Source organism: Rhodococcus sp. DN22 (assembly GCF_036669995.1).
Taxonomy (GTDB): domain Bacteria; phylum Actinomycetota; class Actinomycetes; order Mycobacteriales; family Mycobacteriaceae; genus Rhodococcus_F; species Rhodococcus_F erythropolis.
The window spans coordinates 4,806,420-4,820,921 of the sequence record NZ_CP133326.1 but is presented as its reverse complement, the minus strand read 5'-3'; the positions used below and the strand labels follow the sequence as shown (position 1 = coordinate 4,820,921).

Genomic DNA, 14,502 nt, shown 5'->3' with positions numbered 1-14,502 from the left:
TCGAAAAGAGAATTCCATGGACGTCGAAATCGTAGGCAAGTTGTTGTCCACCCTTCCCGCCGATGACGATCACCCGTATCGCACCGGCCCGTGGCAACCCCAGACCACCGAGTTCAAAGCGGACAACCTCGAAGTCGTATTCGGTGAGGTTCCGAAAGACCTCGACGGTGTCTACCTGCGTAACACCGAGAATCCGCTCCATCCCTCGATGAAGGCGTATCACCCCTTCGACGGTGACGGCATGATTCACATCGTGGGCTTTCGCGACGGAGAGTCGTTCTACCGCAACCGATTCGTACGTACCGACGGCTTGGCGGCCGAGCAGGATGCCGGCGCTGCGTTGTGGGCCGGGCTTGCCGAGTCTCCCAAACTCAGTCGCCCCGAGGGCGGCAAGGGTGCGCGCACCCGGATGAAGGACGCGTCCAGCACCGACGTCGTCGTTCACCGGGGGACTGCTCTCACCAGCTTCTACCAGTGCGGAGATCTGTATCGTCTCGATCCGATGTCGGCGGAGACACTCGGCAAGGAAAGCTGGAACGGCAAGTTCCCCTTCGAATGGGGTGTGTCCGCGCATCCGAAGGTGGACGACAAGACCGGAGAAATGCTGTTCTTCAACTACAGCAAGGAAGCGCCGTACATGCACTACGGCGTCGTGGACTCGGCCAACGAGTTGGTCCACTACGTCGACGTCCCACTTCCCGGTCCGCGCTTGCCGCACGACATGGCCTTCACGGAGAACTACGCGATCCTCAACGACTGCCCCTTGTTCTGGGATCCGGTTCTGCTGGAGAAGGGCGCGCACGTCGCGAATTTCCATCCCGATATCCCGCTGCGTCTCGGAGTCATCCCACGCCGCGGAAATACCTCTGACATCAAGTGGTTCGAAGCCGATCCGACCTATGTCCTGCACTTCGTGAACGCCTACGAAGAGGGCGACGAGATTGTTCTGGACGGTTTCTACCAGGGTGATCCGGAACCGTCGGACAACGGTATGGGCAATCAGTGGGAGCGCGCCTTCCGTTTCCTCGCTCTCGATCGTATGCAGACCCGGCTTCACCGCTGGCGTTTGAACCTGGTCACCGGAGCCACGCGTGAAGAGCAACTCAGTGACTCGATCACCGAATTCGGCATGATGAACGGGAATTTCGCGGGCGAGAAGTACCGATACGCCTATGCGGCTTCGGGTAAACCGTCGTGGTTCCTGTTCGACGGCTTGGTCAAACACGATCTGCTGACGGGCAACGAGGAACGATTCTCCTTCGGTGACGGTGTGTACGGCAGCGAGACTTCGATGGCGCCGCGCGTGGGTGGTACCGCCGAAGACGACGGCTATCTCATCACGTTGACCACTGACATGAACGAGGATGCGTCCTTCTGCTTGATCTTCGACGCTGCCCGCGTCGGAGACGGACCGTTGTGTAAACTTCGCCTTCCCGAACGAATTTCGAGTGGTACGCACTCGACGTGGGCTCCGGGTGCCGAGCTCCGACGCTGGCAGAGTGCCGACACCGCCGCCGAAGCGGTCGGACTGTGACGGGCACGCACGACGCGGGCACGTGGGAGATCCTGCGACAGGTGGTGATCGGTGCACGAGACGTGGACAAGACCGGTCACCAATTGCGCGAAGCATTGAATCTGGCACCAGGATTCGCGGATCCACTGCTCGAAGACATCGGTTTGGCCGACGAGACCTTGGCCGTCGGGCCGCAGGCATTTCTCGAGATCGTCGCGCCGCTCGACGAGAAGGTCTCGCTGGCGAGATGGATCCGCAAGGGCGGAGGGGAGGGCGGCTATGCACTCTCGATCCAGGTTTCGAACATCGAGCCCTATCTGGAACGTGCAGCTGCGGCCGATGTTCGGACGGTGGCAGATCTCGAGGCATACGGTCACCGGATCGTCCAACTTCATCCCGGTGATCTCGGACTGCTCGTAGAACTCGACGAGATTCCCGACGCCGACGAGTGGTTCTGGGATGAGACGGAGAAGGAGGTTTCCCTCGATCCCTGGGTCGACGACATCCTCGCCGTCGACGTGTCCTCGCCCGATCCGGCCAGGACGGCGACGCTGTGGGCCGAAGTGTTCGGAAAGAAACCGGTCTCGGCGCAACCACTCTCGATCAGGCTGGGATCACGCGTCGTGTCGTTCGTTCCGGGGGAGCGGTCGATGCTCACTGCAATCGATCTGGCGGCGTCGAGCGGCGCGTCTGCCGTCGAGCCCGGGCTGAGTGTCGGCGGCGTGGAATTCCGGATTCACCCACGCTGAGCGTGCTTCACATCGAATGACAGAAATCGGGGCCGATCGCTCGAAGCGACCGGCCCCGAATTCGTGTCATGGACTCAAGCGAAGTCCTGTCGCAAACGAGTCTTGAGCAGCTTCCCGCTAGCGTTGCGTGGCAGCTCCTCGATGAACCGAACTGCACTGGGGCACTTGAAGTGAGCCAGTCGCTCGCGTGACCACTCGATGATCTCCGCTTCGGTTGCATCCGAATCAGCAGCTCGAACGACCACGGCAAGGGGAGTCTCACCCCACCGATCGGAGTGAACGCCGACTACCGCGACCTCGCGGATGCCGGGGTGCCCGGAGAGAACACTCTCCACCTCGGCCGGATAGACGTTCTCACCGCCGGAGACGATCATGTCCTTGAGGCGGTCGTGGAGGTAGAGATAGCCGTCCTCGTCGAACGATCCGCCGTCTCCGGTGCGAAGCCAGTCACCGTCCAACATGGTGGCCGCAGTGGCTGCTTCGTTACGCCAGTAACGCTTCATGACGTGAGCGCCGCCGATGACGACCTCGCCGCGGGTACCGACCGGGACGTCTTCGAGCGTCACGGGATCGACGATGCGGATGGGCACTCCGAACATCGGCTGCCCGACGGACTTCAACCGATGCGCGGTCGACTCGTCGGTCGCCCGATGATCTTCCGGGGTCAGCATGGTGACGCCGCCGGTCGACTCGGTGAGTCCGTATGCCTGCAGGAAACTACACCCGAAGACCTCGGTCGCGTCTTGCAACAGGGGCAGTGGCATCGGCGCGGCTCCGTAGACCAGGAACTGCAGGGCACTCCAATCTGCCTCGCGCACAGCCGGAAGGGAGGTCAGGACGCTGATCACCGCGGGAACGGTGACCGCATGCGTGACTTTGTACTCCTGCATCAGCGCGACGAGTTCGAGAGGTCCGGCGATGGTCTCGAGCAGTAGAGCGCCACCGCCGAGCGTCGTGACCAGGGCGAGACCCAGTCCGGCCACATGGAAGAACGGAACCGGGCACATAGCCACGGAGTCGGTGTCGAGATCGAGCAGGTGATACATGGTGGCGAGGGCACGGCCGAGGTTGGCGCCGGTGAGTTCGATTCCCTTGGGGTGACCGGTGGTTCCCGACGAGTAGAAGATCAGCGCTGTGTCGTCGGGGCGGCGCGACGACCCCGGATCGTCGTCGCCGACACCGGAAAGCCAGTCGTTCCACGAGATCGAGTTTCCGGCGCCATCCACCGTGACGACGGTCCGGACGCTACCGACCGCCGCGGCGACGTCGGAGAGGCCCTCATCGCCTGCTCCGAGTACGACGACGGTCGGCTCGCTGTTGCTCAGGATGTAGTCGACCTCGCCCGGTGCCAGCCGATTGTTGACGGCCGTCAGAATCGAGCCCATCTTCGAAGATCCGTACAGGACGGAGAGGAAAGACGGTGCATTGGCCCCGATGTACGCCACCCGGTCGCCGGGTCGAACACCATCGCGCAGAAGTGCATTCGCGACACGATTTGTTTCGATGTCGAGTTCACGGAAACTGGTACGCCCGTCATCGGAGATGACGGCGGTGCTCTCCGGACTGGCAATCGCCCGGCTGCGCAGCAAGTCTTCCAGATTCTGCACGGGGCGACCGTCGGGCAGGAGCGCGTTCACGGAAGGTTGACGGACGGCAGGTTCACGGGTGGCAGGTTCACGGGTGGCAGTCGAACCTACGGCCGTCGGCTGAGTTGTCATACTGAATGCTCCAATCTGAAGGGGGCAAAGACAGGGGGTTCGAAAATGCCGGCGGGAGCAGCGAGTACATGCTCGACGGCGCGTAGTGCCGGGCCTGCAGTGATGAACTGACCGGCTGTCGTGCGACTGTTCGGATCTTGTGGTTCGACCAGGTTGACGGTCATCACGATCTCGGGTTTGCCGAAGAGGTGGACTTCCCATTGGTCCCGTCCCGCGTATTCGTCGCGATCAGGTTCCATGGTCCAGATGATGGCGAGGGTGAGGAACTGCTTTCCGTCGACCATTGCGTGCCAGCGCCATTCGGTGGTTCCGACGGTTCCCGCGGCGATGCGTCCGGCGGCGACGTCGAGATCCGTACGTGCCGGAACGACCCTGTGATCGGACACGACCTCGTCGTAGGTGACGCCCAGGCGCTCGCACATGAACGCGATGGTCTCGAGGTACAGCGACGCGTACAGCGAGGGCAACGGCCCGGTTCCGTCCAGTTCCTCCGGGGGCGAACCCATTCCCATGACGGTGAACGCGAAGTCGGGGTCAGGCATGCCGCGAGCGTCGAGCACCTCGTCGATCGTAATTCGGTCGAGTTCGATCGATGTTCCCGTCAGCGCCAACGCCAATCGCTCGCCGATGACACCTGGGCTCACGCCGACCCCGAAGAGCGTCGAATCGCCTTCCTTGCATGCTTGGGCGAACATGTGCTCGCGTTCGGTGCCGTGTGCGCGGGGGAAGTGCTGCCCGGCCGTCGTGATCACGTTGATCCCGGCGCGAAGCAGACGGCACAGATCGTCGTCGTGGCGTTCGTACGGAATCTGCAACCGCGGACTGTGGATGAGAACCTGTGGGCGCGAGCGGATGATCTCGTCCACGTCGCGTGTAGCGATCACCCCCGTCGGTGCTCGTCTGGCGATGTCACCGGCGTCTCGACCCGCCTTGGCGTCGCTGTACACGTAGAGGCCGACCAACTCGAGGTCGGGACGATCGATGATTCCGCGTAGCGCCGTCTTGCCGATGGCGCCGGTCGCCCACTGGGCAACACGAATCGGATCGCTCATGATCGGGTGGTCAGTTCGCCGGCGAAGAGGAGCTTGCCCAGTCCGCGTTCGTACCGAATCGGATCGCGGGCCAGGCGCGCACGCGCGTCGATTGCCATGAAATCGGTGTCGCACGTCCACTCGCCGCGTTGCATGGCGGCGAGTCCGGTTGCCGCGATGTCGAGAGGGTTTTCCTTGTGGCCCTGCACATGTGACGCCATGCGGGTGTCGACGCTGCCGACGATCAACGACGTGACGGTGATGCCGTGCGGTTCGAGTTCGGCGCGAGCGATGCCGCCGAGCGACAGAGCAGCCGCCTTGGCCGGTGAATAGCCACCCATGAAGGCGGTCGGAGCGATTGCGGCCACCGACAGGACGTTGACTATCGATCCTCCGCCGCGGGCGGCGAATACCGGCGCGAAGGCGCGGATCATCGTCAGAGGCCCGAAGTAGTTGACCTCCATCTCGGCTCGCGCAGCCGCTTGGTCGTCGGCCTCGATCAACCGATTCCCGGTGAACAGTCCGGCATTGTTGACGACCACTGTGGTGTCACCGCACGCCCTGGCCGCTGCATCGACGAGTCCTGGATCGGTCACGTCGAGTTCGACGATGTGTGCTCCGGTGGATCGCAGCTCGGCGGGCGCCTCGTCGGGATTTCTCACCCCTGCATAAATTTTGGCGGCACCCATCGACTTCGCCTGTTGGACGAAGGCCAAGCCGAGCCCTCGATTGGCGCCGGTGACGAGGACAGTCGCGCCCTCTATCGGCGTTCCGCGAAACCTTGTCATGAGTGCTCCTGTGTCTGCCGTGTGTAGATGAGGTCGTCGGGAAATTTCTTGCTCTTCTTCAAAGACGTTTCAGGCGCGAGCATCCCGAAGATCCAGCCTTCGGCTGTGGCCATGTCGTGGTTCCAGTCCCACCGCAGTGCGCGGTGGCGGATTCCCCACCTGCCGTCCTCGTAGCCGAAGCGGTCGATCAGGCGCGCCGAGGTGAGTGTGTCGGCTATGCCGTCCGAGTGCTTGATTCGCGCGAAGGCAAGCACGTAGGACTCGACGTGTGCTGTGTCCCCGTCGAGTTCGACCAAGACGTTGGTCATTGCGTGGGTGGTCAGTGACCGTGGGTGGGTGATGGCCCCGGCGATGTGGTCGATGTAGTCGTCGGCGGTGCCGGTGAAGACACCCCCGTGGTCTTCGGTTGCGCCGGGCAGATAACACCGCCTGGCGTCCTCGACGTCGCCGCGGTCTGCGGCTCGGAGGAAACGAGCCAGAACCTCGTAGATTTCCTGCTTGGCGACGAGAGCGTCGACCGGGCTGTAGTCCCTGACGTCTGGGCCCCCGCCGCTGTCGACTGCGTGAATGTTGTTGGACCTCACGATGATGTCCCTTCTCGGCTCCGGATCGGGGGCCGCACGTTGACGGAGTGCCTCTGTTTACTGTAGTAATCTCTATCACACTGTTAATTGAAGTGTCACGAGGAGGTGAAACCAATGCTTGGAAACACACCACCCGCACAACCCGCGAATGACCCGGTCGTACTCACGCTCTCCGATGTATCGATCGAATTCGGCGGAGTCACGGCTCTCGACGACGTCGGCTTCGACGTCCACGCCGGCCAGATCTGCGGACTCATCGGGCCGAACGGCGCTGGTAAGACCACGCTGTTCAACTGCATCACAAGGATTTACGAACCGAGTCGCGGTGTCATCACCTGGCAAGGAACCGACCTCTTGGGATTGCGGCCCTATGCATTGGCATCTGCAGGGATCGCTCGGACCTTCCAGAATCTCGCACTGTTCAGCGGCATGAGCGTCTTCGACAACACCATGGTCGGCGGATCGTCTCGGGGCCGCTTCGGACTGGCGAGCGGGCTTCTCGGCTGGCCTCCAGCGCGCGCCCAAGTCCGAGAACTGCGAGAGAAGGCCTGGTACCTGCTCGAACGCCTCGAACTCGTCGACGTCGCGAACGCGCCGGCAGCAGGCCTTCCGTTCGGAACACTCAAGCGCGTCGAACTGGCACGAGCATTGATGTCCGAGCCTTCGCTGCTTCTGCTCGACGAGCCCGCCGGCGGGCTCACACACAGCGAAGTCAAGGAGTTGGGAGAACTGATCGTCTCGCTCCGCGACGACTTCGGCTTCGGAGCGCTTCTGGTCGAACACCACATGGGATTGGTGCTGGGTATCTCCGATCATGTTGTCGCACTGAACTTCGGCCACAAGATCGCTGAAGGTACTCCGGCGGAGATCCAGCAGAACGACGCCGTGATCAATGCCTATCTGGGGCGAGCGGCATGAGCCTGCTGAGCGTCGACGATCTGCATGCCGGTTACGGGCGAGGCAATGTACTGCACGGGGTGTCGCTCGACGTGGAACCCGGCGGGGTCGCTGTTGTTCTCGGCGCGAACGGTGCCGGCAAGACCACCATGATGCGTGCGCTTGCCGGATTGATTCCGCACCAGGGAACGATCACCTTCAACGGTTCGCCGCTCGGATCCAAACCTGAACGCGCCGTGGCCGCCGGCGTCAGCCTTGTCCCACAGGGCCGTGGAACTCTCGGTCAACTGTCGGTACGTGACAACCTGCTCGTCGGCGCTGCGCTTCGCAACGACAAGGCGGAGATCGAGGCCGACATCGAGCGGTGGTGTGAGACATTTCCGGTGCTCGCGAGGAGGTCCACACAGTTGGCAGGTTCGCTGTCAGGCGGTGAACAGCAGATGCTCGCGGTCGCGCGGGCATTGATGAGCCGTCCCACCCTGCTTTTGTGCGACGAACCGAGCCTGGGTCTGGCGCCCATCGTCATCGCCGAATTGTTCGACACACTCGGTGCTATCAACCGGAGCGACGGAACTGCACTGCTGATCGTGGAACAGAATGCCGATCTCGCGATGAAACTCGCGTCGAAGGTCTTCCTGCTCGACGTAGGCACCATCGTCGCTGCCGGCACGCCCGAGGAATTTCGTTCGGACGACGTCGTGCGCAGCGCCTATCTCGGGTACCAGGAGTAAACGGTGACACTCTTTCTCGAACGACTCATCTCCGGATTGACCAACGGCTCGATCTACGCAATTCTCGCGCTGGCACTCGTGGTGGTGTTCCGTGCCACCGGCACGATCAACTTCGCTCAGGGCGAGTTGGCCCTGTTCACAACCTTCGTGGCGTGGTGGCTCACAACGATGTCCTGGCCGATCTGGGCCGCGATCGGAGCGGCTCTCGCTCTCGGCTTCCTGCTCGGGGCGTTGATGGAGCGTCTGCTCATCCGGCCGGTTCAACGTAGAAGTGACATGGCAGTGCTGATAGTGGCACTGGGATTGTTCACCGGGCTCAACTCGTTGGCCGGAATGCTGTGGGGGAGCGAAACGAAGATCATGCCGAGCCCGTTTCCCAACGGTCCCACCGACTACATCTCGGTGGGCGGCGCGCGCGTGTACGGCGACGCACTGGGCGTACTGGTTGCGCTCGTTGTCCTACTTGTGTTGATGTCCTTGCTCTTTCGCAAGACGAGAGTCGGTCTGCACATGCGTGCCGTCGCGGACAATGCCGAATCTGCCACTCTCGCCGGAGTTCCGACCAGCCGGATACTCGCAATCGGCTGGGGTGTTGCGGCAGCGATCGGCGCACTGGCCGGTGTCCTGGTCACTCCGCTCTCGCCGCAACAACTCGGCCTCACGACCATGTTCCCGATCTTCATCGCAGCATCTGCGGCAGCGCTGTTCGGCGGTCTGGACAGTCTTGTCGGCGCAGTTGTGGGTGGGTTGACGATCGGTGTTCTGGAATCAATGCTCAGCGGCTACATTTCGGTCATCGGCGGTTCGCTGCAGCAGACATCCGCGCTACTGATCATCGTGGTGATCCTCTTCGTCAGACCCAATGGACTGTTCGGTACCAAGAAACTGGAGCGGGTATGACGACGCTTGCCGAGAGAAATGAACCCGCGGTCGCCGAAAAGGCAGTCAGGCAGCCGCGTGTGGTGGTTGCCGGATCGACGTCGTACCGGATACTCCAACTGGTTCTGCTGGTGGCTGCCGTCTGTGCCCTGCTCCTCGTGTCGCAGAGCGCGCCGTTTCGCGTAGGGCAGTTCACGAGTGTCTTCATCATCGCGATTGCCATCGCCGGACTGAATATCGTCAGCGGGTACACCGGACTTCTGTCGATCGGCCATTCTGCCTTCTTCGGCCTCGGCGCGTACACGACCGGCGTTCTGATCGTCGATCGCGGATACTCGCCGTTGACCACAATCCCGATGGCAGTCGTATTGTGTTTCGTACTAGGACTTCTCGTCGGGCTTCCCTCCTTGCGGATCAAAGGGCTGTATCTGGCCCTCGTTACCCTCGCCGTCGCTGTGGCGTTTCCCGAAGTGATCCGCAAGACCGGGGATCTCACCGGTGGCGCGGCCGGCATGGTCGTTCGTGCGAATCTTCTGGTCCCGCCGAAATGGACGGGTTTGACCCGCGCGGACACCTATCTCTGGATCTTCTGGGTTTCGGTAGTGACGCTGGCAGTGGTCATGCTCCTGATCCGCAATCTCGTCAAGAGTCGATTCGGTTTGGCAATGGTTGCGGTGCGCGACAACGAGATTGCGGCGAGTGCAAACGGCATCAACGTCGCGCGGGTCAAGATTCTCGCTTTCGGACTTTCCGGCGCGATCACCGGTCTGGCAGGTTCGCTGTTCACGATGTACATCGGCGCGCTCTCACCCGAGTCCTTTTCGTTGATGAAGTCGATCGAGTTCATCACCGGACTGGTGTTGGGCGGAATCGCAACGCAATTCGGCCCGATCGTCGGGGCGACGGCAGTGGTGTTCCTGCCGTACTACACCGGAAGCGTCACCGACGGCCCCGTGTCGGGAGTGGTGTTCGGCGCGGTGCTGATCGCGATCGTGTTCTTGATGCCGGACGGAATCGTCGGCCGGATCAACAGCGTTCTCCGACGGTTTGTCCTCGTGGTTCCCGCAGATCATCCCAAGTATCGCGAAGGTGAACCCCGCACCTGAGCGCCGTCTCCCTCGCCCACTCTCGTTTCTCTCAACTCACAGCAAGGAACTGGACGATATGAAAAGGCAGACCACGATTCCCGCAGTCATCGCCGCTGCGGCACTACTCCTTTCGGCCTGCGGAGGTAACTCCGACGCAGAGAGCAACACGTCGACCTCGGCCGGAGCAGTATCGGTCGACGACTGCAGCGATCCCAGTGGTGCCGCGGCGCCGATCACCGACAAACTCACGGTGGGGTGGAGTGGGCCGACGTCCGGCCCGCTCGCCGACGCGGTCGGCAACGTGATCGAAGGAATGCGAGCACGGTTCGAGGTCGAGAACGCGGCCGGCGGCGTCGGCGGCGTCAAGCTCGACGTCGTGGTCAAGGACGATGCCTTCTCCCCGGAGCGCGCCAAAGCCAATGTCGGAGAGTTCATTCAGAAGGACAAGGTCGACGTTCTGGGCACGTTCGGAGCAGGCCAGTTGAACGCCATCGCGGACGACCAGACCACTGCCTGTGTTCCACTGCTCTTCGCGCAGGCAGGCATGCCCGAGTTCCGGGTGATCGAAGACTTTCCGTGGACCACGGAGTATCTACCGGATCCGGGCGTCGAGATGGAGGTAGTGGTCGAAAGCCTGAAGAAGAAGTATCCGAGCGGCGCCAAGGTTGCCTTGGCCACGAACCAGACCGAGTCCGGACAAGGGATCGCCAACGGCTTCAAGTCCGCGATCGAAGGAACGAACTTCGAGATCGCAGCCGAAGAGGCGCTGACCGACCCCAAGACGGCGGCATCGACCCTCAAAGCCAGTGGCGCCGAGGTATTGGTGGTGGCCGGTGTCACCACCGATTGCCTCGCGATCACCCAGGCGATCGGACGTGTCGGATGGAAGCCCGACACCGTGATTCAACCGTCGAACTGCGTCGACGGTGCGACGCTGTATGCGCCCGCCGGTGATGCTGCCGACGGGCAGCAGGTGATGGTGTGGCTCAAGGATCCCAACAACGCCCTCTACAAGGATGACGCGGCGGTACGTGACTACCTGGCCGGTGCGGCTGCTCACGGTGCCGATTCCCCGACCAACAGCTACACCGTGAACGGCTGGGCCATCGGTGACCTGTTGGTGGACAACTTCACTCGGGCCTCTGAGTCATCCGACGGACTCTCACGCGCCAGCATCATGAGTGCCGCACGAACGCAGGACTACCACCCGCCGATGTTCATCGACGGAATCAAATTCACGATGACCGCGGACCATGCATTGGGAATCCTGGCATTCCAGCCGTTCGAGTGGAACGCCGCTACCCAGGCGTTCGAGAAGCAAGGCGACGTGATCGACATTTCCGGCCGTTACGAGAACTGAAACGAGTACGCGAATGAACAAGGCACACAGGGGATTGCACCCTCGCGTCAAGGTGGACGAATACACCTCGAAGGGGTGGTGGTCCGACGAGACGATCGATCAGGTGTTCCGGGCGCAGGTGCGGGTACGCGGTGACGAACTTGCCGTGGTTGATCCGGCGAACCGGAGCGAGTTGTCCGGCGGAGATCCGCGACGCCTCAGTTGGAACCAACTGGAGAGCGAAGTCATCGCGCTCGCTGCCGGCTTCTCCGAGGTGGGTTTGGGCCGGGGAGATGTTCTGGGCGTGCAGATGCCCAATACCGTCGAATTGGTCGAGGTCTACCTTGCAGCGTGGTCTCTGGGGATCGTGGTCTCGCCATTGCCCATGCAGTACCGCGAACGTGAAGTGGAAGGAATGGCAAACCAGGCGGCGTTTGCAGCATTTGTCACCGTACCCAGTTTTGGTGACAGACTCCCTGCTACGGAGATCGCTGCAATCAGATCCCGGATTCCCTCTCTGAGATCGGTGTTCGCCTACGCTCCCGCATCCGAGCTTCCGGCCCAGTTGCCGGCCGGTGTCGTGGGGCTGAGTCCTCGGGCGGCCACCGAAACACAGCGCAGTGAATTGGATGTCCGAATCACCGAAGATCCCAACGACCCCAACGATGCGATGACGATCTGTTGGACCTCCGGGACCGAAAGCGAACCGAAGGGGGTCCCACGTTCGCACTACGAGTGGCTGGCCATCTGCTGGGCCACGATCGACGCTCCCGACATCGGCGTCGGCGACGTCTTGCTGAACCCGTTCCCGATGGTCAACATGGCCGGAATCAACGGAATGTTCCTGCCGTGGCTCCGCACGGGATGTGTACTGGTACAGCACCACCCGTTCGATCTTCGAGTTTTCCTCGGGCAGATCGAGGCCGAGCGCGTGACGTACACGGTAGCGCCGCCTGCGCTGTTGTGGATGCTGCTCGCCGACGAGTCGATGCTCGCGGCGGTCGACCTGTCGAGCTTGACTCGGATCGGTTCGGGTTCGGTGCCACTGCAACCTCCGATGGTCCGGGGATGGCAGGAGCGATACGGAATCGGAGTCATCAACTTCTTCGGATCCAACGAAGGCATCAGTCTGCTCTCCTCGCCTGCGGACATGCCGGATCCGGACGACCGCGCACGGTACTTCCCCCGCTTCGGTGTCGAGAACTTTCGCTGGAGCACCAGAATCTCCGACTGGATGGACGTGCGCTTGGTCGACGTGGTCACCGGCGAGGACATCACCGAAGTCGGGCACCCGGGTGAGTTGCGAATCAGCGGACCGACGGTCTTTGCCGGCTATCTCGGCGATCGGCCGTCTCCGTTCGACGAACGCGGATTCCTCTGCACCGGAGACATCTTCGAGATTGCCGGTGATCACGGGCAGTTTCTCCGCTACCTGGACCGGGGGAAGGACCTCGTGATCCGCGGCGGAATGAACATCGCCCCAGCCGAACTGGAGGGATTGATCGCCGAGCATCCGGCCGTCGCGGATGTGGCCGTCATCGGCGACCCCGACGAAGTACTCGGTGAGCGCGTCGCAGCAGTGGTCACGCTGCGGCCCGAGACGGAACTCGAGCTGGACGCTCTGGTCGCGTTCCTGAAGGACAAGCGCATTGCGTCGTACAAACTTCCCGAGCGGCTGGAGATTCGGAAAGAACTGCCGCGCAATTCGACCGGAAAGATCCTCAAGCGTGAGCTTCGACAGAAGAGTGTGGCATGAGTGTGATGAACGACAGTGACAAGCTTGCGTTGGCGCGTGAGATGTTCCAGGCGTGGGACGTCATGGACTGGACACGCGTCGTCGACTTGTTCGCCGAGGACGGTGTGCTCCACAGCGTCATGCAGGAACCTCTTGTCGGCAAGGAGGCCGTTGCGGGCCGAATTGCGTTACTGGCAAGCAAGTGTGAACGGATCACACTGAAGATCGAGTCTCTCGGCGTGATCGACGGAAGGGTATTTGTGCAGCGAGTGGACGACTTCCACTTCGACGGTACCCATGGCGTCGTTCCTGTTGTCGGAATCCTCAGCATGGCAGACGGACGGATCACCGAGTGGCTCGAGTACTACGACCGTCCGACACTGTTGGAGGGAATGGGTCTTGTCTCCGACTTCGAGTAGAGGTTTGCCGACCATCGACATCTCCCTGGGGTTGTGGCAGGACCGTCCGCCGCAGGAGGTGACCGCTACTGCACGCCTCGCCGACAGACTCGGGTTCGGCCGAGTGTGGGTGGGGGAGATGGCGACGTACGACGCCTTTGCTCTGGCGACGTCAGTCGGCACCGGATTCGAGCACTCCGAACTAGTGGTCGGCCCGCTCGCGGTGACGGTTCGTGATCCGGCGATGATCGCGATCGGGGCGGCGTCGGTATCCGACCTGACCGGGCGTGACGTATCGATCGCGTTGGGTACTTCCAGCACTGTCGTGGTCGAGAAATGGCATGGGCGAAGCAGATCCGGGGCGGCACGTGCACTTGCGGAGTCCGCCCGCGGTGTACGAGCGCTGATGGACGGTGAACGGGGCGAAGTCGCCGGAACGGTGATGCGGACCAGCGGATATCGGCTGCGACTTCAGCCGCCAGGTGGGCGGCTGATCGTTGCGGCATTCGGGGACAAGGCGCTTCGGGCCGCGGTGGAGTTGGGCGACGAACTGGTGCTCAATCTGGTCAGCCCGGAGCAAGCGGGGCGCCTGATCACACGGTGCAAGGAAATCGCTGCCGAGTTGGAAACCGGCATGCCTTTCGTGTCGGTGTGGGCACCGGCTGCCGTCGCCGAGAATGGACCGTCACAGGTGTCGATCGATCAACTTCGACGCGGGCTCGTACCGTATCTGGCTGCTCCGGGGTACTCGGACATGTTCGTCCGCGCGGGCTTCGCTGATGTGATCGAGGCAGCCAGGGCCGGGGCCGAGCCGCGCGAGCTCTTGAGCCAGGTCTCGGACGCGATGGTGGCAACGGTGGGAATCGTCGGGACTCCGGCCGATGCCCGCGAGCAACTCGAGGCGTACCGAGCGGCGGGAGTGGACTCCGTCGTGGCCGTGCCTTCATCCACTGATTCGGATCCTGCCGGCAAAGTGACCATGGAACTTCTTGCGGAGATGGCATGACGGACCCCCGACGAACTTACTCTCAGGTAAGTTCGTCGGGGGTATG

The 14,502-nt window shown here is 62.3% G+C and carries 14 protein-coding genes; 10 read left to right on the top strand and 4 right to left on the bottom strand.

All coding sequences use genetic code 11. The features are described from left to right. Window positions 1-16 precede the first annotated feature (16 nt). Window positions 17-1,534, top strand: a complete 1,518-nt coding sequence (locus RA302_RS21920) for a carotenoid oxygenase family protein (RefSeq protein WP_030534915.1) — start codon at window positions 17-19, stop codon at window positions 1,532-1,534. After that, complete coding sequence (locus RA302_RS21915; RefSeq protein ID WP_030534914.1) at window positions 1,531-2,262, top strand: hypothetical protein; 732 nt, start codon at window positions 1,531-1,533, stop codon at window positions 2,260-2,262. The genes RA302_RS21920 and RA302_RS21915 overlap by 4 nt, the downstream gene beginning before the upstream one ends. Before the next feature lie 74 nt (window positions 2,263-2,336). Here the strand turns inward: RA302_RS21915 and RA302_RS21910 are convergent, their stop codons facing one another. The 4 genes from RA302_RS21910 to RA302_RS21895 are packed head-to-tail and all read right to left on the bottom strand — an operon-like array spanning window position 2,337 to window position 6,383. Beyond that, window positions 2,337-3,980 (bottom strand): long-chain-fatty-acid--CoA ligase, encoded by a 1,644-nt coding sequence (locus RA302_RS21910; protein WP_338477985.1) that lies wholly within the window; start codon window positions 3,978-3,980, stop codon window positions 2,337-2,339. Then, window positions 3,977-5,032 carry a dihydrodipicolinate reductase gene (locus RA302_RS21905; RefSeq protein WP_030534912.1) on the bottom strand — a complete coding sequence of 352 codons (1,056 nt, stop codon included), beginning with the start codon at window positions 5,030-5,032 and terminating at the stop codon, window positions 3,977-3,979. The genes RA302_RS21910 and RA302_RS21905 overlap by 4 nt, the downstream gene beginning before the upstream one ends. Further along, a complete protein-coding gene (locus tag RA302_RS21900) occupies window positions 5,029-5,799 on the bottom strand; it encodes an SDR family oxidoreductase (protein ID WP_030534911.1) in 771 nt (256 codons plus the stop codon). The genes RA302_RS21905 and RA302_RS21900 overlap by 4 nt, the downstream gene beginning before the upstream one ends. Beyond that, window positions 5,796-6,383, bottom strand: a complete 588-nt coding sequence (locus RA302_RS21895) for a nuclear transport factor 2 family protein (RefSeq protein ID WP_003939789.1) — start codon at window positions 6,381-6,383, stop codon at window positions 5,796-5,798. Before RA302_RS21895 ends, RA302_RS21900 begins: the two co-directional genes overlap by 4 nt. 114 nt (window positions 6,384-6,497) lie before the next feature. Here RA302_RS21895 and RA302_RS21890 point away from each other — a divergent pair, with 114 nt between their 5' ends. The 8 genes from RA302_RS21890 to RA302_RS21855 are packed head-to-tail and all read left to right on the top strand — an operon-like array spanning window position 6,498 to window position 14,456. Beyond that, on the top strand, window positions 6,498-7,301 hold the full coding sequence (locus tag RA302_RS21890) for an ABC transporter ATP-binding protein (protein WP_030534910.1): 804 nt from the start codon (window positions 6,498-6,500) through the stop codon (window positions 7,299-7,301). After that, window positions 7,298-8,011 (top strand): ABC transporter ATP-binding protein, encoded by a 714-nt coding sequence (locus RA302_RS21885; protein WP_003939931.1) that lies wholly within the window; start codon window positions 7,298-7,300, stop codon window positions 8,009-8,011. Before RA302_RS21890 ends, RA302_RS21885 begins: the two co-directional genes overlap by 4 nt. Window positions 8,012-8,014: 3 nt before the next feature. After that, window positions 8,015-8,911: a branched-chain amino acid ABC transporter permease gene (locus RA302_RS21880; RefSeq protein ID WP_003940241.1), complete on the top strand. Its 897-nt coding sequence runs from the start codon at window positions 8,015-8,017 to the stop codon at window positions 8,909-8,911. Then, the gene (locus RA302_RS21875; protein WP_030534909.1) at window positions 8,908-9,996 is read left to right on the top strand and encodes a branched-chain amino acid ABC transporter permease; all 1,089 of its coding nucleotides are present in this window, start codon (window positions 8,908-8,910) and stop codon (window positions 9,994-9,996) included. Before RA302_RS21880 ends, RA302_RS21875 begins: the two co-directional genes overlap by 4 nt. Before the next feature lie 58 nt (window positions 9,997-10,054). After that, window positions 10,055-11,338: an ABC transporter substrate-binding protein gene (locus tag RA302_RS21870; protein ID WP_003939841.1), complete on the top strand. Its 1,284-nt coding sequence runs from the start codon at window positions 10,055-10,057 to the stop codon at window positions 11,336-11,338. Window positions 11,339-11,351: 13 nt separating this feature from the next. Further along, window positions 11,352-13,073: a class I adenylate-forming enzyme family protein gene (locus tag RA302_RS21865; RefSeq protein ID WP_030534908.1), complete on the top strand. Its 1,722-nt coding sequence runs from the start codon at window positions 11,352-11,354 to the stop codon at window positions 13,071-13,073. Further along, on the top strand, window positions 13,070-13,471 hold the full coding sequence (locus RA302_RS21860; RefSeq protein ID WP_021345212.1) for a nuclear transport factor 2 family protein: 402 nt from the start codon (window positions 13,070-13,072) through the stop codon (window positions 13,469-13,471). The genes RA302_RS21865 and RA302_RS21860 overlap by 4 nt, the downstream gene beginning before the upstream one ends. Window positions 13,472-13,475: 4 nt before the next feature. Further along, window positions 13,476-14,456 carry an LLM class F420-dependent oxidoreductase gene (locus tag RA302_RS21855; RefSeq protein WP_256261801.1) on the top strand — a complete coding sequence of 327 codons (981 nt, stop codon included), beginning with the start codon at window positions 13,476-13,478 and terminating at the stop codon, window positions 14,454-14,456. Window positions 14,457-14,502 lie beyond the last annotated feature (46 nt).

Bases quoted from the DNA above. Each gene is read 5' to 3' on its own strand.
- RA302_RS21905 (WP_030534912.1), bottom strand. From the start codon at position 5,032: ATGAGCGATCCGATTCGTGTTGCCCAGTGGGCGACCGGCGCCATCGGC.
- RA302_RS21875 (WP_030534909.1), top strand. From the start codon at position 8,908: ATGACGACGCTTGCCGAGAGAAATGAACCCGCGGTCGCCGAAAAGGCA.
- RA302_RS21860 (WP_021345212.1), top strand. From the start codon at position 13,070: ATGAGTGTGATGAACGACAGTGACAAGCTTGCGTTGGCGCGTGAGATG.
- RA302_RS21885 (WP_003939931.1), top strand. From the start codon at position 7,298: ATGAGCCTGCTGAGCGTCGACGATCTGCATGCCGGTTACGGGCGAGGC.
- RA302_RS21865 (WP_030534908.1), top strand. From the start codon at position 11,352: ATGAACAAGGCACACAGGGGATTGCACCCTCGCGTCAAGGTGGACGAA.
- RA302_RS21870 (WP_003939841.1), top strand. From the start codon at position 10,055: ATGAAAAGGCAGACCACGATTCCCGCAGTCATCGCCGCTGCGGCACTA.
- RA302_RS21900 (WP_030534911.1), bottom strand. From the start codon at position 5,799: ATGACAAGGTTTCGCGGAACGCCGATAGAGGGCGCGACTGTCCTCGTC.
- RA302_RS21910 (WP_338477985.1), bottom strand. From the start codon at position 3,980: ATGACAACTCAGCCGACGGCCGTAGGTTCGACTGCCACCCGTGAACCT.
- RA302_RS21890 (WP_030534910.1), top strand. From the start codon at position 6,498: ATGCTTGGAAACACACCACCCGCACAACCCGCGAATGACCCGGTCGTA.
- RA302_RS21920 (WP_030534915.1), top strand. From the start codon at position 17: ATGGACGTCGAAATCGTAGGCAAGTTGTTGTCCACCCTTCCCGCCGAT.